Genomic DNA, 19,972 nt, shown 5'->3' with positions numbered 1-19,972 from the left:
TAATCGCGGTTATGCGAGGCGCTACTAAAATTTGGGTTGATCTTATCTCCCACCGGGTATACTGTATATACATACAGTAACACTACGGGCGGGATACTTTATGCGTACTCAATCACTTTACCAACCCCATTTCAGCCGCAACGCTATCGCGGCGCCCCATGCTGCCAAGACCACCGACGCCGGCAACGAAAATGGCCTTATCAGTGAACTTGTTTACAATGAGCATCAGCCCGCGGTCGCACAGTTGTTACTGCCGCTGCTGCAACAGCTTGGCAAACAGTCGCGCTGGCTGCTGTGGCTTACGCCGCAGCAAAAACTCAGCAAACTGTGGCTGCAGCAATCCGGCCTGCCGGTCGAGAAAATGGTGCAGCTGAGCCAAATCAGCCCGCTGGCGACGGTGGAGGCGATGGAAAAAGCGCTGCTGACGGGGAATTACAGCGTGGTTCTCGGCTGGTTGCCCGAGCTTACAGAGGAAGATCGTCTAAAATTAAGGCGTGCGGCAGAATTGGGTAATGCTTACGGCTTCATCATGCGTCCGCAACGTGACATTAACCCGACTCACGGACACTGTTCCACCCTAAAAATTCACTCTTCTTTGTATCATTAAGTAAATTTAGGAATTTTCCCATCATTTTTATCCCCCGCGAAGGGAACCTTTGCCGGATCATGCAGAAAGCGAGTCCGGCTGCGGTTCCGCGAGAGAAAACGCTCAGAAATTCGCCCTGTTTTTTGCCGATTAGTGTTAGCAAATATGTACGATTCCGCGTTTTTTTTTAGAGCTTTATCACATCACACTTGTAACTTTCGCGCCACGTTGTAGACTTTACATCGCCAAGGTTGCTCTATAACGCCAGGAAAACTGGCCGAGTAACAAACGAGGGCTCAAACCTTGGCGAAGGAATTTAACCAAGGGCTTAAAACAGCTTTAAAGCTCATTGCCTATTTGGATGATAACGAGGCGCAAAATGAAAAAGACAGCTATCGCATTAGCAGTGGCACTGGCTGGTTTCGCTACCGTAGCGCAAGCCGCCCCAAAAGATAACACCTGGTACACCGGTGCTAAACTGGGCTGGTCCCAGTACCATGACACTGGTTTCTACGGCAACGGTTACCAGAATGGTATCGGCAATGGTCCGACCCATAAAGATCAACTGGGTGCTGGCGCGTTCCTGGGTTACCAGGCGAACCAATACCTGGGCTTCGAGCTGGGCTATGACTGGCTTGGCCGTATGCCTTACAAAGGCAGCGTGAACAACGGTGCTTTCAAAGCACAAGGCGTTCAGCTGGCAGCTAAACTGAGCTACCCAATTGCTGACGATCTGGACATCTACACTCGTCTGGGTGGTATGGTATGGCGTGCAGACTCCAAAGCTAACTACGGCAACGGCACTCGTCTGAGCGACCACGACACCGGCGTTTCTCCGCTGGCTGCTGTTGGTGTTGAATACGCACTGACCAAAAACTGGGCTACTCGCCTGGACTACCAATTCGTAAGCAACATCGGTGATGCAGGTACTGTCGGCGCACGTCCAGACAACACCATGCTGAGCCTGGGTGTTTCTTACCGCTTCGGTCAGGATGATGTTGTTGCTCCAGCACCAGCTCCGGCTCCGGCTCCAGTTGTTGAAACCAAGCGTTTCACTCTGAAGTCTGACGTGCTGTTCAACTTCAACAAATCCACTCTGAAAGCAGAAGGCCAACAGGCTCTGGACCAGCTGTACAGCCAGCTGAGCTCCATGGATCCTAAAGACGGTTCTGTAGTGGTTCTGGGTTACACCGACGCCGTTGGTTCTGACCAGTACAACCAGAAACTGTCCGAAAAACGCGCACAAAGCGTTGTTGACTACCTGGTTTCTAAAGGCATCCCGTCAGACAAAATCTCTGCACGTGGTATGGGCGAAGCTGATTCCGTCACTGGCAACACCTGTGGCTACAAATCTGGCCGCGCTACCAAAGCTCAGATCGCTTGCCTGGCACCAGATCGTCGCGTAGAGATCGAAGTTAAAGGTATCAAAGACGTTGTAACTCAGCCACAGGCTTAAGTTACCACTGCTTAGTAAAAAACCCCGCAATGCGGGGTTTTTTTTCGCCCTTTTCTCGCCGGGCCGGCAAAAGTAGCACCGTGCAATATGCAGTAAGAGGTTATTCCTGATCCTTGCCGAGGATAGCCTTGAGGTCTTCTTTCAACAGCGACATTTGGCTGGCGTACTTCTCTTTACGCTCGGCATCTTCTATCAGCTGCACTATGGTTTCCGACAGCGTAACGCCGCGGCGACGGGCCAGGGCAGCCAGACGTTGCCAAACCAGAAACTCCAGATCGATAGATTTTTTTCGCGTGTGTTGATGTTCTGCGTTAAAATGACGCTTGCGTCTGGCGCGGATAGTTTGCTTCATCCGGTTATCCAGTTCCGGATTCATATGAGCGGCAATCCATGCGAGGACTTTTACCGGTTCATTTTCCAGCTTCAGCAGCTCGTTGACAGCTTCCTGAGCAACGCTGTTTTCAATGTAGCGGGTAATGAGTTCCCCCTCCCGGTGCTTTTTCACCAGGTATTTCCATTTCCAACCGCTCTCCAGATTTTCCAGTTGCTGATATTTCATCTTGAGCTCTTCAGTGACCGCGTAACTTTATTAAGCATAACAGCTTTGCGCCAAATTTCCCCGGCAATTAAACCGTCTTTTAGACTGTTTTTTGCACAGTCGCGGTGCGATGTCAAACTCCCTGACGCCAACTGCCACTCTGCATGTATCAAGCTGGCGTTATTCTTGTATAATCGCCCTTTCCCTTTTTGACGATTGCATCTAACACTTTGACCAATAACCGACTTGAATGGCAATCTCTGTTGCCGGACGTAACGCCTTATCAGGCGATATTTGATACCGCCGCTCAGTTGGCACCCGTGCCCTTTGCCGCCATTCAGCCCCGGCTGGAAAACGCGCTGACGCTCTTTTGCCACCCGCAGTCGCCCCCGCGCTTCATGCTGTTGAAAGCGCAAGAGACGCGCGAGTATCTGGCGCTGCTCGCAGACGCCGTGCAGCAGTTGCAGCCGCAGAACACCGCCTTCAAAGGCAGTCATTATGTGATTCAGGGCAGCAAAGTCAGCGTGGAGGCCGCCAGCCGTGGCGACGAACCTTTCGCCGCCGGCGGCGCCTGCGTGTTCCAGGAATGGATCGAGCCGGAGCAGCTGTTTGGCTGCGTGCGCATTCACAATGGCGAAATCACCCTGCAACCGGGCCTGGTGCATCAGGCCAACGGCGGCGTGCTGCTCCTGTCGGCGCGCGCTCTGTTGGCTCAGCCGCTGCTGTGGCTGCGGTTGAAACAGATGATCACCCAACGCCAGTTCCACTGGGTTTCTCCGGATGAAACGCGCCCGCTGCCGGTCACCCTTCCGCCGATGCCGCTGGAGCTGCGCCTGATTGTGGTGGGCGACCGTCACGGCCTGGCCGATTTCCACGACATTGAACCCGAACTCTGTGAACAGGCCGTCTACGGGGAATACGAAGACGATCTGCAGCTCACCGAAGCCGAGGATATGGCGCAGTGGTGCGGCTACGTCAACAGCGTCATCGAGCAGCAGCAACTGCCTGCGTTGGCCGCCGATGCATGGCTGCCACTGATGATTCAGGCGGTGCGTTACAGCGGCGATCAGGGCATTCTGCCGCTCTCGCCGCTGTGGATTGGTCAGCAGCTGGCCGAAGCCGCGCTGTATGCCGAAGAAGACCATATCACGGCCAAAGCCTTCGAAGCCGCGCTGAATGCGCGTGAATGGCGAGAAAGCTACCTCGCCGAACGCATGCAGGATGAAATTGAGCTGGGCCAAATCCTGATCGAGACCGAAGGCGAAGTGGTTGGCCAGATTAACGGGCTTTCCGTTCTGGATTACCCCGGCCACCCGCGCAGCTTCGGCGAACCATCACGCATCAGCTGCGTCGTACACCTCGGCGACGGCGAATTCACCGACGTTGAGCGCAAAGCCGAACTGGGCGGTAATTTGCACGCCAAAGGCATGATGATTATGCAGGCTTTCCTGATCTCCGAACTGGAGCTGGACCAACAGCTGCCCTTCTCCGCCTCGATTGTCTTCGAACAGTCCTACGGTGAAGTGGACGGCGACAGCGCCTCGCTGGCGGAGCTGTGCGCATTGATCAGCGCATTGTCGCAGCAGCCTATCACCCAACAGATTGCCGTCACCGGCTCCGTCGACCAATTCGGCAACGTGCAGCCCATCGGCGGCGTTAACGAAAAGGTCGAAGGCTTCTTCGAGGTTTGCCTGCGCCGCGGCCTGACCGGCAAACAGGGCGTTATACTGCCCGCCACCAACGTGCGCCATCTGTGCCTGCGTCAAGACGTGGTCGAGGCCGTGCGCGAAGGGCAATTCCATCTGTGGGCGGTAAACAGCGCCGCAGAGGCCTTGCCATTACTGACCGGTTACCCCTACTCTGACGAACGGCAGCCGAATCTGTTGGCTGCCATTCAGGAACGAATTGCGCAGGTGAATCCACAGGAACGCCGTCGCTGGCCGTGGCCGCTCCGTTGGCTCAACTGGTTCAACCACGGCTGATCGGACTTGTTCAGCGTACACGTGTTAGCTAATCTGCGTCCTTCATTAAAATAAGGCTTACTGAGAACATGGTAGATAAACGCGACTCCTATACGAAAGAAGACCTCGAAGCATCCGGCCGTGGCGAGCTGTTCGGCGCCGGCGGCCCGCCGTTGCCGGCAGGTAACATGTTGATGATGGACCGCGTGGTCAAGATGACCGAAGACGGTGGTACCCACAACAAAGGCTATGTGGAAGCGGAGCTGGATATCAATCCGGACCTATGGTTCTTCGGTTGCCACTTTATCGGCGACCCTGTGATGCCGGGCTGTCTGGGCCTGGACGCAATGTGGCAGCTGGTGGGTTTCTACCTCGGCTGGCTGGGCGGCGAAGGCAAAGGCCGCGCGCTGGGCGTGGGTGAAGTGAAATTCACCGGCCAGGTGCTGCCGACCGCGAAAAAGGTCACCTATCGCATCAACTTCAAGCGCGTCATTACCCGTAAACTGATCATGGGCGTGGCCGATGGCGAAGTGCTGGTCGACGGTCAGGTCATTTATACCGCCAGCGATCTGAAAGTGGGCCTGTTCAAGGACACTGCCGCATTCTAAGCGGCTATGGCGGCCTGCTACGGCCGCCGTTTTATTTTCCCATCGTTATTTTTTGCTTCGGGGCGATGCTCATGCCCATAACGGCCAACCAGTAACTACAATTATTGTAGTAACATTGAGGTGCAGCATGCAAAAAACCCGTTTTGACCAGGCACCCTGCCCGGTCGCTCGTTCACTGGATCGGGTCGGCGAATGGTGGAGCATTCTGATACTGCGCGACGCCTTCCACGGCCTGTCGAAATTTGATGAATTCCAGCAAAGCCTGGGGCTGTCGCCCACCATACTGACACGCCGCCTGAAAGACCTGGTGGCCGGCGGTATCTTGCACAAGCAGCGCTATCAAACGCGCCCGGTGCGCTATCAATATCTGCTTACCGAACGCGGCTACGACTTTTTCCCGGTGTTGGCGGCGCTGTTTCATTGGGGCAATACCCATCTGACGGATGACGGCATCAGCGCGCAGCTGGTCGACCGCCGCAGCGGCCGGCCAATCCAGGTGCAGCTGATCGACAGCCAGACCCGACAACCCATCGAACAACGCCACATCACATTGGCGCCAGGGCCGGCGGCCAGCGAAGGCATGCGCCGGCGCGCCGCCCTGATGCAGCAGAATCACTCTGCCACTTTCCCTGAATCATCCAAGGAGTCACTATGAACAGTCGTCGTATCGTCATTACAGGCATGGGCGTCGTTTCGCCGTTGGGGTGCGGCGTTGAAGCCGTCTGGCAACGCCTGCTGAACGGTCAGTCAGGCATCCGCCCTCTGCCGGAAGCGATCGTCGCCGACCTGCAGGTCAAAGTCGGCGGCCAGGTGCCCTCGCAGGAACAGGATGCCGAAGCCGGCTTTAACCCCGACCTGTCCGTCGCCCCCAAAGACCAGAAAAAAATGGATCGCTTTATCCTGTTCGCCATGGCGGCGGCCGATGAGGCGATCCGCCAGGCCGGCTGGATCGCCGATACCGAAGAGAAGCAGGAACGCACCGCGACCGTGATAGCCTCCGGCATCGGCGGTTTTCCAGCCATCGCTCACGCGGTGCGCACCACCGACAGCCGCGGCGCCAAGCGTCTGTCGCCGTTCACCATTCCTTCATTCCTGGTTAACCTGGCCGCCGGCCACGTATCTATCAAGCATGGGTTCAAAGGGCCGATCGGCGCGCCGGTCACCGCCTGCGCGGCCGGCGTTCAGGCCATTGGCGATGCGGTGCGCATGATCCGTAACGATGAGGCCGATATCGCCCTGTGCGGCGGCACCGAGGCCGCTATCGATACCGTCAGCCTGGGGGGCTTTGCCGCCGCGCGCGCCATGTCTACCGCATCGGCGGACGAGGCGGCGCAGGCCTCGCGGCCTTTCGACAGCGCACGCGACGGTTTCGTGATGGGCGAAGGCGCCGGCATGCTGGTCATCGAAACCCTCGAACACGCACTGGCGCGCGGGGCGGCGCCGCTGGCGGAAATTGTCGGCTACGGCACCAGCGCCGATGCCTACCACATGACCTCCGGCGCCGAAGACGGCGACGGCGCCTACCGCGCCATGAAGATTGCGCTGAAGCAGGCGGGCGTTACGCCGGGCGAAGTCCAGCATCTGAACGCTCACGCCACCTCGACGCCGGTGGGCGATCTGGGGGAAATTAACGCCATCAGGCACCTGTTCGGCGCAGACGGCGGCGTAGCGGTGACCTCGACCAAATCGGCGACCGGCCATTTGCTGGGGGCGGCCGGCGGGCTGGAAACCATCTTCACCGCGCTGGCGCTGCGCGACCAAATCGCCCCCGCCACGTTGAATCTGGATAACCCCGATCCGGCGGCGGAAGGATTGCATCTGGTGGCGAAGCAGGCGGAACCGATGGGCATCACCTACGCCTTGTCCAACGGCTTCGGCTTTGGCGGCGTGAACGCGAGTATTTTACTGAAACGCTGGCAGGGGTAATCGGCAGCTGAAACAAAAACCTCCGCGCGCGGCGGAGGTTGTTCCTTTTTTTGACAGGGAGCCGCTTAAGCGGTCACAGCCCTGTCCTCCATGGCTTCTCGCCAACCTCCCAGCCATTGAGACCGGGCGTCCACCGATGATTGGTAGGGACAATGTTCCCTGGAACGCCCTAAAATGCCTGCCTGATACCCTCTCGAATGCGCCCTTTCCAGACGATCGCGTTTCTGTCTCTTCATGCCTCGTTTCCCTCATTTTTGGTCTGGTGGAAAGAAAACAATGGCTGCTTTTTGCGCAGCCACGATTAAGCAATAGCGCTAAATGACGCGAAGATCAATGCGCAAAATTCACGCCAATGTCATATTTGTGAGCTACGCCCGCGGAAAAAGCTAAGTGGCTGATATGCAGGGAAAGAGGTTAATTCGTTGATATAAATAAAAAATCCCTGCCGACAAGAAAAAGTGATATTTCTCACCGACAGGGATTAGATCATTTTAGTCCAAATTATGTCTAAAAGCCGCCGACCTGCGAAGCGATCGTCTGAGCCTCCTGCTGCCACCCCTGCGCCAGGGTGCGCACCAGCGCATCGTAGCCGTCTTCACCCTGCTTCAGCTCCAGGTTAAACGGCCGCTTAATCAGCCGCCCCTGATGATTCAGCACCCATTCGCCGCGAATGACGGCCTTGCCGTCGAAACGGCCGTGGAAGCCGCTGACGGTGACGTTAAGCACATCCTGATCGCTGTTCATCGGCTGCGAAGACACCACCCAACCCGGCAGCGCGCCGCTCAGGTTGGTGACCAGCGTCTGCTGCAGCTGTTGATCCAGCGGGCTGGCCCACAGGTTGTTCTGGGCGATGACGTACTGCACGTCGTTGGTCTGATAAACCACGCCGTTTTGCGCCAGATAATCGGCGACGCCAACGTGCTCCAGCCACAGCTGGCGCGTAGAGGCGGCACCTCCGCTCACCTGCGCCGACGCCCCCAGCGCCGGCAGCTGATAGTAGGTTTTCTGTGGCGTACTGCTGCAGGCGCTGAGCAACAGCGCCAGGGCTACCGGGATCCATTTCATCATTTATTGGCCTTCTTCGGCTGAGGGTCATTGCTGCCGGCGGCTTCAAACACCAGCGCGTTGCTCTTGTCATTCAGAGTGCGCAGCACCGGCTGCAGTTCGCGCAACACCTGATCCAGTCGTTGCATGTCGCCCACCATCTTGTTGTAGGCAGGTGAACCCGGCTGGAACCCTTTCATGCTGCGGTTCAACTCCTGCAGCGTTTTCTGCATGTCCTGCGGCAGCGCCTTCATCTCTTTGCTGGCGATGATGTCATTCAGCGACTTCATGGTCTGCTGCGTCGACTTCATGGTCTTCTGACTTTCCGCCAGCGTTTTGGTCGCTTCGTTGATCATCGGATTGATCGGCATCGCGTTGATCTTGTCCAGCGTCTGCATCAGCTTCTGCTGGATCTGCGCCAGGCCGCCGCTGGTGGTCGGCATCAGCGGATAACCGAACAGCTCACGCGGACCTTTCCAGGCCTTCTCCTGCGGATAGAAGTCCAGATCGATATACAGCGAACCGGTCAGCAGGTTGGCGGACTTCAGGGAAGCGCGCATGCCGCGCGACTCGGCGTCTTTCAGATGGCCTTCGATGTCGAAGTTGCCGCCCAGCTGTTTCTGGAAGCGATCCGGTTCGATGCGGATCAGCACCGGAATGCGGTAATCGCTGTCCAGCCGCTGCGCCATGCCCTCTTTGGAGAACGGCACCTGCGCCACCGTACCGAGACGAATGCCGCGGAATTCTACCGGCGCGCCCGGCTGCAGGCCGCGAACCGAGTCGGAGAAGAACATCAGGTAATCTTTATGCACGGTGTACAGCGAGTCCTGGATGCTGCGCTGGTTGTCGAACAGCTGATATTCCGCCTTCTCTTTCGCCAGTTCGCCGCGATCCCAACCGTCCGGCACGTCAAAGCTGACGCCGCCGCTGAACAGGGTCGCCAGCGAGCCCATTTCCACGCGCATCCCCTGCGCCGACATGTCGAACGCCACGCCGCTGTCTTTCCAGAAGCGCACGTTGCTGGTCACCAGCTGATCGTAAGGCGCCGAGATAAACAGCTGATAGCGCATGGCGCGCTGCTTGGGATCGAAATAGCTGGTTTCCACCGAGCCGACGCGATAGCCGCGGAACAGCACCGGATCGCCGGCGTTCAACTGGCCCGATTTTTCGCTGTCCAGCACGATGCGCAGGCCTTTGGCGTCCGGCGAGGCCAGCGGCGGCGCATCCAGCAGTTGATAATCGTCCTTGCCGTCCTTGCCCTTGGTGCCCGGCTGTAGCTCGATATAGGCGCCGGATAACAGCGTCCCCAGGCCGGAAACGCCTTCGCGGCCAATCTGCGGCTTCACCACCCAGAAGGCGGTGTCCTGCCGCAGCAGCTTCTCCATGCCGGCGTTGAGCCGCGCCTGCACCATCACCTTGCTCAGGTCGTCGCTCAGCGTCACGGTCTCCACCACGCCAACGTCGACGCTGCGGCTTTTGATTTTGGTTTTGCCCGCTTCCAGCCCTTCGGCGGTGGTGGTGACCAGCGTCACTACCGGTCCCTGATGGCTGAAGTGGTAAAACAGGATCCAGGCGCCGATCAGGGCGGTGACGATGGGAATGATCCACACCGGCGACCAGCGCTTGATCTTCTCTACGTCCGCGACGCTATGATTATTTTCCGTCACCTTGCGGCTCCTTTTTTGTTGTTTCATTTACGCGATCCCAGGTCAGCCGGGGATCGAACGTCATGGCGGCGAACATGGTGAGGATCACCACCAGGGCGAACAGCACCGCTCCGGTTGCAGGATAGATGCTCATCAATTGTCCCATACGTACCAACGCCGACAGTACGGCGATGACAAACACGTCGATCATTGACCAGCGGCCAACAAACTCGACGACTTCATAAATCAGGTGCATGCGTTCGCTGTCGGCGCGGTTTTTCCCCTTGCCGTTGGCGTCCCAGCACAGCCAACCGATCGCCAGCATCTTCAGCGATGGCACCATGATGCTGGCGATGAAAATCACCATCGCCACCGGATAGGATCCTTCGCCCCACAGCAGGATCACCCCGGCCATGATGGTCGAATTCATCTTGTTGCCCAGCGCCTCGGTGACCATGATCGGCATCAGGTTGGCCGGAATATACAGCATAATCGAGGTCACCAGCAGCGCCAGCGTCCACTGCAGGCTGTTGCGGCGGCGCACGTGGCCGTTGGTGTGGCAGCGCGGGCAATGGGTCAGATCGGCCGGCAGGATCGCGGTGCAGCAGCGGCAGGAACGCACGCCCTGGCGCATGCCGGTGCGGCCGACCGTCAGCGGCCGATCCAGCTTCGGCGCCGGTTCGATATCCTGCCACAGCCAGCGGCGGTCCACGCACTGGAAGGCGCGCACCTGCAGCAGGCAGAACAGGCAGTAAGGCACAAAGCTGCTGCCGATGCCGATATCGCCGTAGGCCATCAGCTTGACGAAGCTGACCAGTACCCCGGCGAGGAAGATTTCCACCATGCACCAGGTTTTAAACTGGAACAGCATTTTGGCCATCCACTCTTTCAACGCCAGCGGCATGCGCACTCTGGCGCACAGCAGAATGATCGCCAGCATGCAAAACGCCGGGATCAGCTGCACGAACACCATGAACAACGTGGCCATGCTGGCGTAATCTTCCGCCACCATCACCTGAGGAATTTGAATCAGTCTGATTTCGTTGCCAAGACCGGCAACGCGCATATTGATAAACGGGAAAATATTGGCCAGCAGCAGCATGAACAGCGCGCTGAGGGCGTAGCCGATCGGCCGCTTGCGCGGTTCCTCCCAGCGGGTGCTGAGGGTGGTTTTACAGCGCGGGCACACCGCTTTGGTGCCGAACGCCAGGGGCGGCAAGGCCACCAGCATGTCGCACTGCGGGCACAGCATCAGGTTATCCTGCTGCGGGGCGCCGGGCACCTTGGGGCTATGCTGCTTGTAATTTTCGTGGGAACACACCATATTCCTCCTTAATAACGTTGCTCACCGAGACGGCGATACCGCCCGCAGCAGCGCGCGGGCGGTAGGCGCAACGGTTAGCCGTTTTTCATCGCTTCCAGCTCTTCCCAACGGGCGAACGCCTGCTCCAGCGCCTGTTCGGCGTTGGCCAGCGCCGTCAGCACGCCCTGCGTTTCGCTGTGCGGACGCGTGAAGAAGTCAGCATCGCTCATTTGCGCCTGCAGCGCTTCAATTTCCGCTTCCAGCTGCTCAAGACGCTGCGGCAGCTGTTCCAGTTCGCGCAGCAGGTTATAGCTCAGCTTGGCGGCCGGCTTCTTCGGCTGCTCGGTTTTTTTCTCTGCGGCCGGTTTGCCCTGGCTCGGCGCCGCCTGGCGGATCGGTTTGGCGGTGGCGCGCTGATGGTGCGCGTCGTAGTAGCCGCCGACGAAGGTGCTGATGGCGCCGTTGCCTTCGAAGATCCAGCACTCGGTTACCGAGTTGTCGACAAACTGACGATCGTGGCTGACCAGCAGCACGGTGCCCTGGTAGCCGTCGATCAGCTCTTCCAGCAGCTCCAGCGTTTCGACGTCGAGATCGTTGGTTGGTTCATCGAGGATCAGCAGATTGCTGGGTTTCAGAAACAGCTTAGCCAACAGCAGGCGGTTACGCTCGCCGCCCGACAGCGCCTTCACCGGCGTCATCGCGCGTTTCGGGTGGAACAGGAAGTCCTGCAGGTAGCCCAGCACGTGGCGCGCCCGGCCGTTGACCATCACTTCCTGTTTGCCTTCCGCCAGGTTGTCCATCACCGTGCGCTCGGGGTCGAGATCGGCGCGGTGCTGGTCGAAGTAGGCCACTTCCAGCTTGGTGCCGCAGTGCACGCGGCCGCTGTCGGCTTTCAGTTGACCGAGCATCAGTTTCAGCAGCGTGGTTTTGCCGCAGCCGTTCGGCCCCACCAACGCAATCTTGTCGCCGCGCTGCACCTGAGCGGAGAAACCGCGCACCAGCACCTTTTCGCCGACCTGATAGTTGACGTCTTCCAGCTCAAACACGATTTTGCCGGAGCGGACCGCCTCTTCCACCTGCATCTTGGCGGTGCCCATCACTTCACGACGCTCCGAACGTTCGTTGCGCAGCGCCTTCAGCGCGCGCACGCGGCCTTCGTTACGGGTGCGGCGCGCCTTGATGCCCTGGCGGATCCACACTTCTTCCTGCGCCAGCTTGCGGTCGAACTCGGCGTTCTGCAGCTCTTCCACCCGCAGCGCCTCTTCCTTGCTCAGCAAATACAGATCGTAGTTGCCCGGCCAGGAGACCAACTTGCCGCGGTCCAGATCGACGATGCGCGTCGCCATGTTGCGAATAAACGAACGGTCGTGGGAGATGAACACGATGCTGCCATCGAACTCTTTCAGGAAGCCTTCCAGCCAGTCGATGGTTTCAATATCCAGGTGGTTGGTCGGTTCGTCGAGCAGCAGCACGCGCGGCGAGCTGACCAGCGCGCGGCCCAGCGCCGCCTTGCGCAACCAGCCGCCGGAGAGCGAGGAAAGCTCGGCGTCGCCGTTCAGCCCCAGCTGCAGCAGCACTTCGCTGATGCGGCTGTCGAGTTGCCACAACCCTTGATGATCGAGGATCTCCATAATCTGCGCCATGCGCGTCAGGTTTTTCTCGCTCGGGTCGGTTTCCACCAGGTGAGAGATCGCATGGTAGGCCTTCAGGTGCTCCGCCTGCTCCGCGACGCCTTCGGCCACGAAGTCGAACACGCTGCCGCCGATATTGCGCGGCGGATCCTGTTGCAGACGCGCCACGATCAGATCCTGCTCGTAAATCACCCGGCCGTCATCCAGCGGGATCTCTTTGCCGAGGATCTTCAGCAGGGTGGATTTACCGGCGCCGTTGCGCCCCACCAGACAAACGCGTTCGTTGTCTTCGATATGAATTTCGGTGTTGTCTAAAAGCGGCGCATCGCTGAAGGACAGCCAGGCGCCGGACATGCTGATTAACGACATAGTAATTATTTTCCTTCGCCGGCGTGGGTGACCAGCCAGCAGTTATGAATCTGACGGTTACGGGCAAAATCCTGCGACAGCGTCTGGGCGGTGATCTCTTTCGCCTCCAGACCCAGCTCGCTCAGACCGGCCAAATCCATCTGGAAACCGCGCTTGTTGTTCGAGAACATGATGGTCCCGTTGCGGCGCAGCAACCGTTTCAAATCTTTCATCAGCGCCAGATGATCGCGCTGCACGTCAAAGCTGTTTTCCATTCGCTTGGAGTTGGAGAAGGTCGGCGGATCGATAAAGATCACGTCGAACTGCTCATCGGCATTGCTCAGCCACGACAGGCAATCGGCCTGGATCAGGCGGTGCTGACGGCCGGTCAGGCCGTTGGCGCGCAGGTTTTTCTCCGCCCACTCCAGATAGGTGCGCGACATATCCACCGTAGTGGTGCTGCGCGCGCCGCCCAGCCCGGCGTGCACGCTGGCGGTGCCGGTATAGGCGAACAGGTTGAGGAAGTCCTTGCCCTTGCTCATCTCGCCCAACATGCGGCGCGCGATGCGGTGATCGAGGAACAGCCCGGTGTCGAGATAGTCGGTCAGGTTGACCCACAGCTTGGCGTTGAACTCTTCCACCAGCAGGAATTCGCCCTTCTGCGCCAGCTTCTCGTACTGGTTTTTACCCTTCTGCCGCTCGCGGGTCTTCAGGATCAGCTGATTGGACGGCAATTCCAGCACCGCCAGCGTAGCGTTGATCACGTCGAACAAACGCTGACGCGCCTTCTGCGCATCGACGGTTTTCGGCGGCGCGTATTCCTGCACCACCACCTTGCTGCCGTAGCGATCGACCGCCACGTTGTATTCTGGCAGATCGGCGTCATACAAGCGGTAGCATTCAATGCCCTGCTGCTTCGCCCATTTGTCGAGCTTCTTCAGGTTTTTGCGCAGGCGGTTGGCGAAATCTTCCGCCACCTGCACGCCGCCGGCGCCGGCCGGGTTCGCCGCCAGCTGGTAGTTTTTCTGCACGCAATCCAGCGGGCCGTTTTTAGCCTTGAACTGCCGCTCGGCGCGCAGCTGCAGGCAGCTCAGCAGCTCCGGCGAAGCGCTGAACAGCGACAGCTGCCAGCCGCCGAAGGCGCTCTTCATGATGCGGCCCAGCATGTTATGCAGCGCAATCAGCGCCGGTTCGCTTTCCAGGCGCTCGCCGTACGGCGGGTTGCTGACCACGGTGCCGGTCGGGCCTTCCGGCAGCGGATTGGTCAATTTGCTGACGTCATTGACGTTGAAGGTGATCAGTTCGGCAATGCCGGCGCGGCGGGCGTTGCCGCGCGCCATTTCGATCACCCGGCGATCGATGTCGGAGCCGAAGAAGCGCGAAGGGGTTTCCTGCAGGCCGCGACGAGCGCGCACCTGCGCTTCGGTGGTCAATTCGCGCCACAGGTCGGCGTTGTGGCCGTTCCAGGCGCTGAAGCCCCAGTGCTGACGGTGCAGACCCGGCGCGCGATCGGCGGCGATCATCGCCGCTTCGATCAACAGGGTGCCGGAACCGCACATCGGATCGAGCATCGGCGTGCCCGGCTGCCAGCCGGAACGCTGCACGATGGCCGCCGCCAGGTTTTCCTTCAGCGGCGCCTGGCCGGTCAGATCGCGGTAACCGCGCTGATGCAGGCCTTCGCCGCTCAGATCCAGCGCCACGCTGGCCATATCGCGCTGCAGGAACACGTTGACGCGAATGTCGGGCTGTTGCTTGGCGACCGTCGGGCGCCGATCGATTTTGCGGGTGAAGCTGTCGACGATGGCGTCTTTCACCTTCAGCGCGCCGTATTGGCTGTTGCGGATCTCTTCATTGACGCCGCTGAAATGCACGGCGAAGGTTTTATCCACCCCGAAGATGCTGGTCCAGTCAATCGCCTGCACGCCGAGGTACAGATCCAGATCGCTGTGCACGCGGAATTCGTTCAGCGGCAGCAGAATGCGCGAGGCCAGGCGGCTCCACAGCAGGCTTTGGTACAGAAGACGATCGTCACCCTGAAAATGTACCCCACCCTGCACCACTTTGCAGTCGTGGGCGCCCAGCGCTTCCAGCTCGCTTTTTAACAGTTCTTCCAGTCCACGCGCCGTGCTGGCAAACAGAGAGTTCATATCGTACTTATCACCAAAAAGAAAATTGTTGCGCATTATAGCTAATCCAGACCGCTTGTCATAAAGTTGCTCCCTTCTATTTAATAATCGCACGGAGATAAGGGTGATCACGCTTTCCAGACTCTACGTTCATCCGGTTAAATCGCTGCGGGGTTTGCAGCTTTCCCATGCCCAGGTCTCCAGCAGCGGCCTGGCCTTCGATCGCACCTTTATGATCACCGAACCGGATGGCACCTTTATTACCGCGCGCCAATATCCGCAGATGGTGCTGTTCACTCCGGCGCTGCTGGCGGACGGCCTGTTTCTCACCGCCCCGGACGGCGAAAGCGCCGCTATCCGCTTTAGCGATTTCGCCGCCGAAGCGCAGCCTACCGAAGTGTGGGGCAACCATTTCACCGCGCTGATTGCGCCGGCGGAGATTAACCGCTGGCTAAGCGGCTATTTCCAGCGCGACGTGCAGCTGCGCTGGCTGGGGCCGGAACTCACCCGCCGGGTAAAAAAACATCCGGCCATTCCGCTGTCGTTCGCCGATGGCTATCCTTATCTGCTGATTAACCAGGCTTCGTTCAACGATCTGCAGCGGCGCTGCCCCGGCAGCATCAAGCTGGAGCAGTTCCGCCCCAATCTGGTGGTCACCGGCGCCGGCGCCTGGGCCGAAGACGGCTGGCAGGTGATCCGCGTCGGCGATGTGATGTTCGATCTGGTGAAACCCTGCAGCCGCTGCGTGCTGACCACCGTCAGCACCGAGCGAGGCCGCAAACACCCGAGCGGTGAGCCGCTGAGCACGCTGCAGAAATTCCGCACCGCCGATAACGGCGACATCGACTTCGGCCAAAACATGATTGCGCGCAACAGCGGCATTATTCGCGTTGGCGATACGGTGGAAGTGCTGTCGACCAAGCCGCCGCGCCCGTATGGCGCCGGCACGGTGGTGGAGAGCGTAGCGGCGCCGCAGGACAGCGCGCAGGGCGTGACCATCGAATATGAAGGGAAGGTGTTTACCGGCAATAACCAGCAAATATTGCTCGAGCAGCTGGAGCAGCAGGGAATTCGCGTGCCCTATTCCTGCCGGGCCGGCATCTGCGGCAGCTGCCGTATTACCCTGGTCAGCGGCGAAGTCGCGCCGCTGAAGAAAAGCGCGGTGGCCGAAGACGGCACCATTCTTTGCTGCAGCTGTATTCCGAAAAGCGATTTGACGCTGGCGTAACCGGGCTTATACCGCCCGGTCGTAGGCCGCCGGGGTGGAAGATTCGTCCTGCGCACAAGGCTTCAGCCGATCGTGCATCACCTTAATCGCGTCGCCCAGCACCATGGTGCGACCGGCGACCGACAGTTGGTTCTGCGCCAGCAGGCACAGGCTGGCGTTATCGCCGGCCTCCACCACCAGCAGGCGGGCTTCAACGCCGCTTTCCATCACCTTCACCGCCGCCAGCTCGCCGTTCTTCGGCTGCAGCGGATAATGCTGCTGCGAGAAGTGCCAGCTTTTCGGCATCAGCGGTTTCAGGAAACGGTAGGCGACCAAGGCATTCAACACCAGCTCGGCGCGCTGTTCATGGCTGAGCTTGACCTGTTTGCACTGTTCTTCATAGGTGAAATACAGCGCGGCGTCGTCGACGCAAAAAGCGCATTCGTCAAAGGCGTCCGGGGTTAACATTTTGGCCGGAAAACGCGAGCGAAAGATCATACCATTAGCTAAATCCAGCATTAGCCGATCGTGTTCGGCGTCAAAATACCAACGCCAATTATCGTCAGGTTTTATCTTCATCTCTTATCCTTCTCGCTGCCTATGCCAACGCCGTATTTACCCCAAAAGGTGATTTTATCACCGATAAAGTCGCTTAAACATCGGATAATTCCGCGAACGATATTTATGCTAACGAACAAAATATAGACGAGCCGGGGGAAGAAATAAACCCCCGACATAAAATGAAAGAAAAAATATTAGATATGGGTAACGATATCTTTAATCAGGCGCGGGCCGTGGAAGATAAATCCGGAATAAATTTGCACCAGGCTGGCGCCGGCCGCCATTTTTTCACGCGCCGCCGTCAGCGAATCCACCCCGCCCACGCCAATAATCGGCAGGCGCCCTTGCAGCTCGGTCGACAGGCGACGGATCACTTCGGTGCTGCGCGACTGCAGCGGACGCCCGCTGAGGCCACCCGTTTGCTCGCAATAATTTAATCCCTGGATCAGTTTACGATCCAATGTGGTATTGGTGGCGATCACCCCGTCGATATTATGACGCACCAGGCTATCGGCAATTTGGATCAATTCTTCTTCAGAAAGATCCGGCGCGATCTTTACCGCCACCGGCACATATTTGTGATGGCGCGCATGTAATTCCTGCTGCTTATTTTTAATCGCCGCTAAAAGATCGTCCAGCGCTTCGCCATACTGCAAGGATCGTAACCCCGGCGTATTTGGTGACGAAATGTTAATCGCGATATAACCGGCATACGGATAAACTTTATCCATGCAGATCAGATAATCGTCTTTCCCCTGTTCAACCGGGGTGTCCTTATTCTTGCCGATATTGATCCCAAGAATGCCGCCGAAATGGGATTTCTTAACGTTTTCAACCAGATTATCCACGCCGTGGTTATTAAAGCCCATGCGGTTGATCAGCCCCTCGGCCTCCACCACCCGGAACAGGCGCGGCTTGTCGTTGCCCGGCTGCGGGCGCGGGGTCACGGTGCCCACCTCGACATGGCCGAAACCCATGGCGCCGAACGCGTCGATGCACTCGCCGTCTTTATCCAGACCGGCGGCCAATCCCAACGGGTTTTTAAACGACAGCCCCATGCAGCTGACCGGCTTGGTCGGCACCGACTGGCGGACAAGAAACTCTAACGGGGTGCCGGTTACACGGCGAAGCTGACGAAAGGTCAATTCATGCGCGCGCTCGGGATCGAGCTGGAACAACGCTTTCCTGATGATGGGGTAGTACATGGACTCTCCTGATTTCCCGGTTGCAAACCGGGGGCGTATTATCCGGCATCCCCCGACCAATTGGAATTGATTAAAGGCAAAAAAAGGCCTTTTTACGCAATCGTTTTCTTGGCGCCGAGGGAAAACGCCGCAAATCCGCTTTTACGCATAACAAAATCAAAAAATGAGATTTAAGAAACCCGCCCCTTTGCTGTTAGCTTTAAAACACTTCCCGTTCATTTTCTAATTAAACCTAACATTTAGTTATAAGGAGTGGCAATGCGCGTTATATCACTGGCCGGCAGCCCACGCATCCCATCACGCTCGGCGGGCCTGCTTACCCTGAGCCAGAACTGGCTGCGGCAGCAAGGCGTAGAGGTGATCGCCTATACCCTGCACGATTTCGATGCCGAAGACCTGCTGTACGCCAATTTTAACAGCCCGGCGATCAAAGCCTTCACCGAGCAGCTGGCGCAGGCGGACGGCCTGCTGATTTCCACCCCGGTATATAAGGCTTCATTTTCCGGCGCCTTGAAGACCCTGCTGGATCTGCTGCCGGAACGCGCGCTGGACCACAAGGTGGTGCTGCCCCTGGCCACCGGCGGTTCCGTCGGGCACATGCTGGCGGTGGAGTACGCCCTGAAGCCGGTGCTGGCGGCGCTGAAGGCGCAGGAAGTGCTGCACGGCGTCTTCGCCGACGACAGCCAGGTGCAGCTCAACGGCGAAGACGTCACCCTGTCGGACGGCGTCGCCGGGCGGCTGGAGGAGGCGCTGGAGAGTTTCTACCTGGCGCTCGGCCGCCGCAAGCCGCCCTCTCTGAGGGTAACCCTGCCCCTGTCGACCCGACAGACCGCCTGAAGCACTCCGGAAAAGGACCTCAATATGAAGCGATCTGTTCTGCGGCGCTGGTTTGGCGCCGCCACCCTGATGGGCCTGCTGTCGCTGGCCTGGGCCAATGCCGCCAGCGCGCAGGATCCGGCCCTGTTCCGTATCGGCTACCAAAAAGGATCGGTCAGCCTGGTGCTGGCGAAAAGCCACCAGCTGCTGGAGAAGCGTTTTCCCGCCACCAAAATCAGCTGGGTCGAATTCCCGGCCGGTCCGCAGATGCTGGAAGCGCTGAACGTCGGCAGCATCGATCTCGGCAGCACCGGCGATATTCCGCCGATCTTCGCCCAGGCCGCCGGCGCCGATCTGCTGTATGTCGGCGTTGAACCGCCCAAACCCAAGGCGGAGGTGATCCTGGTGCCGGAAAACAGCCCGATAAAAAGCGTCGCCGAGCTGAAAGGCCATAAGGTCGCCTTCCAGAAAGGCTCCAGCTCGCACAACCTGCTGCTGCGCTCGCTGCAAAAAGCCGGGCTGAAATTCACCGACATCCAAGCGGTCTACCTGACCCCGGCCGACGCGCGCGCCGCGTTTCAGCAGGGCAACGTCGATGCCTGGGCGATCTGGGATCCTTACTATTCCGCCGCGCTGCTGCAGGGCGGCGTGCGGGTGCTCGGCGACGGCACCGACCTGAATCAAACCGGTTCCTTCTATCTGGCGGTGCGCCCTTATGCCGAAGCCAACGGCGCCTTTATCCGGCAGGTGCTGGAGGTGCTGAGCCAGGCCGATGCGCTTACCCGCAGCGACCGCGCGCAGAGCGTTACGTTGCTGGCCAACGCCATGGGGCTGCCGGAAAAGGTGATCGCCAGCTATCTGGATCATCGACCGCCGACCGCCATCAAGCCGCTGGATGCGCACACCATCGCCGCCCAGCAGCAAACCGCCGACCTGTTTTACGCCAATCGCCTGGTGCCGGTAAAGGTGGACATTTCGCAACGCATCTGGCGCCCGAGCGCACAATAATT

Annotated in this window: 18 protein-coding genes; 9 read left to right on the top strand and 9 right to left on the bottom strand. The window is 58.8% G+C overall.

The annotated features are described in order from the left end of the window. Positions 1 to 100: 100 nt before the first annotated feature. Together sulA and ompA are read left to right on the top strand one after the other, a co-directional pair. Positions 101 to 607, top strand: coding sequence for an SOS-induced cell division inhibitor SulA (gene sulA / locus D7I37_RS16325; protein WP_061798001.1), 507 nt, complete (start codon positions 101 to 103; stop codon positions 605 to 607). A 358-nt stretch (positions 608 to 965) separates the two neighbouring features. Next, a complete protein-coding gene (gene ompA / locus D7I37_RS16320; RefSeq protein WP_061798002.1) occupies positions 966 to 2,042 on the top strand; it encodes a porin OmpA in 1,077 nt (358 codons plus the stop codon). A gap of 100 nt (positions 2,043 to 2,142) precedes the next feature. On the opposite strand, the gene matP is transcribed toward ompA, so the two are convergent. Continuing rightward, positions 2,143 to 2,601 (bottom strand): macrodomain Ter protein MatP, encoded by a 459-nt coding sequence (gene matP / locus D7I37_RS16315; RefSeq protein ID WP_061798003.1) that lies wholly within the window; start codon positions 2,599 to 2,601, stop codon positions 2,143 to 2,145. Between the two features lie 209 nt (positions 2,602 to 2,810). Here matP and D7I37_RS16310 point away from each other — a divergent pair, with 209 nt between their 5' ends. The 4 genes from D7I37_RS16310 (at position 2,811) to fabF (ending at position 7,075) form a co-directional block, all read left to right on the top strand. Further along, entirely contained in the window at positions 2,811 to 4,562 is a 1,752-nt protein-coding gene (locus D7I37_RS16310) for a Lon protease family protein (protein ID WP_174524361.1), read from the top strand. 68 nt (positions 4,563 to 4,630) lie between these two features. Next, positions 4,631 to 5,149: a bifunctional 3-hydroxydecanoyl-ACP dehydratase/trans-2-decenoyl-ACP isomerase gene (gene fabA / locus D7I37_RS16305; protein WP_061798005.1), complete on the top strand. Its 519-nt coding sequence runs from the start codon at positions 4,631 to 4,633 to the stop codon at positions 5,147 to 5,149. 127 nt (positions 5,150 to 5,276) lie between these two features. Further along, positions 5,277 to 5,804, top strand: a complete 528-nt coding sequence (locus D7I37_RS16300; protein WP_061798007.1) for a helix-turn-helix domain-containing protein — start codon at positions 5,277 to 5,279, stop codon at positions 5,802 to 5,804. Next, positions 5,801 to 7,075, top strand: a complete 1,275-nt coding sequence (fabF, locus tag D7I37_RS16295) for a beta-ketoacyl-ACP synthase II (RefSeq protein WP_129544001.1) — start codon at positions 5,801 to 5,803, stop codon at positions 7,073 to 7,075. The genes D7I37_RS16300 and fabF overlap by 4 nt, the downstream gene beginning before the upstream one ends. A gap of 65 nt (positions 7,076 to 7,140) precedes the next feature. Here fabF and rmf read toward each other — a convergent pair whose 3' ends face one another. The 6 genes from rmf to rlmKL form a co-directional block, all read right to left on the bottom strand. After that, positions 7,141 to 7,311, bottom strand: coding sequence for a ribosome modulation factor (gene rmf / locus D7I37_RS16290; protein ID WP_004928150.1), 171 nt, complete (start codon positions 7,309 to 7,311; stop codon positions 7,141 to 7,143). 271 nt (positions 7,312 to 7,582) lie between these two features. Continuing rightward, positions 7,583 to 8,143 (bottom strand): membrane integrity-associated transporter subunit PqiC, encoded by a 561-nt coding sequence (pqiC, locus tag D7I37_RS16285; protein ID WP_095096826.1) that lies wholly within the window; start codon positions 8,141 to 8,143, stop codon positions 7,583 to 7,585. Further along, the gene (gene pqiB / locus D7I37_RS16280; RefSeq protein ID WP_095096823.1) at positions 8,140 to 9,786 is read right to left on the bottom strand and encodes an intermembrane transport protein PqiB; all 1,647 of its coding nucleotides are present in this window, start codon (positions 9,784 to 9,786) and stop codon (positions 8,140 to 8,142) included. The genes pqiC and pqiB overlap by 4 nt, the downstream gene beginning before the upstream one ends. Beyond that, entirely contained in the window at positions 9,773 to 11,089 is a 1,317-nt protein-coding gene (pqiA, locus tag D7I37_RS16275; protein WP_165283106.1) for a membrane integrity-associated transporter subunit PqiA, read from the bottom strand. Before pqiA ends, pqiB begins: the two co-directional genes overlap by 14 nt. 74 nt (positions 11,090 to 11,163) lie before the next feature. Then, positions 11,164 to 13,068 (bottom strand): ABC transporter ATP-binding protein, encoded by a 1,905-nt coding sequence (locus D7I37_RS16270; RefSeq protein WP_129544000.1) that lies wholly within the window; start codon positions 13,066 to 13,068, stop codon positions 11,164 to 11,166. Positions 13,069 to 13,073: 5 nt separating this feature from the next. Continuing rightward, positions 13,074 to 15,194, bottom strand: coding sequence for a bifunctional 23S rRNA (guanine(2069)-N(7))-methyltransferase RlmK/23S rRNA (guanine(2445)-N(2))-methyltransferase RlmL (gene rlmKL / locus D7I37_RS16265; protein WP_095100090.1), 2,121 nt, complete (start codon positions 15,192 to 15,194; stop codon positions 13,074 to 13,076). A 103-nt stretch (positions 15,195 to 15,297) separates the two neighbouring features. On the opposite strand from rlmKL, the gene D7I37_RS16260 reads away from it, so the two are divergent. Continuing rightward, positions 15,298 to 16,401, top strand: a complete 1,104-nt coding sequence (locus D7I37_RS16260) for a YcbX family protein (RefSeq protein WP_129543999.1) — start codon at positions 15,298 to 15,300, stop codon at positions 16,399 to 16,401. Positions 16,402 to 16,407: 6 nt separating this feature from the next. Here the strand turns inward: D7I37_RS16260 and D7I37_RS16255 are convergent, their stop codons facing one another. Beyond that, entirely contained in the window at positions 16,408 to 16,959 is a 552-nt protein-coding gene (locus D7I37_RS16255; RefSeq protein ID WP_061798018.1) for a cell division protein ZapC, read from the bottom strand. A gap of 176 nt (positions 16,960 to 17,135) precedes the next feature. Further along, positions 17,136 to 18,146, bottom strand: a complete 1,011-nt coding sequence (gene pyrD / locus D7I37_RS16250; protein WP_061798019.1) for a quinone-dependent dihydroorotate dehydrogenase — start codon at positions 18,144 to 18,146, stop codon at positions 17,136 to 17,138. A 258-nt stretch (positions 18,147 to 18,404) separates the two neighbouring features. Here pyrD and ssuE point away from each other — a divergent pair, with 258 nt between their 5' ends. Then, positions 18,405 to 18,983: an NADPH-dependent FMN reductase gene (ssuE, locus tag D7I37_RS16245; RefSeq protein WP_129543998.1), complete on the top strand. Its 579-nt coding sequence runs from the start codon at positions 18,405 to 18,407 to the stop codon at positions 18,981 to 18,983. A 69-nt stretch (positions 18,984 to 19,052) separates the two neighbouring features. Next, positions 19,053 to 19,970 (top strand): sulfonate ABC transporter substrate-binding protein, encoded by a 918-nt coding sequence (locus D7I37_RS16240; protein WP_165283137.1) that lies wholly within the window; start codon positions 19,053 to 19,055, stop codon positions 19,968 to 19,970. Positions 19,971 to 19,972 lie beyond the last annotated feature (2 nt).

This window comes from Serratia sp. 1D1416 (assembly GCF_003641105.1).
Taxonomy (GTDB): Bacteria; Pseudomonadota; Gammaproteobacteria; order Enterobacterales; family Enterobacteriaceae; genus Serratia; species Serratia ficaria.
The sequence above is the reverse complement of the archived record's forward strand: the minus strand, read 5'-3'. Positions and strand labels throughout refer to the sequence as shown.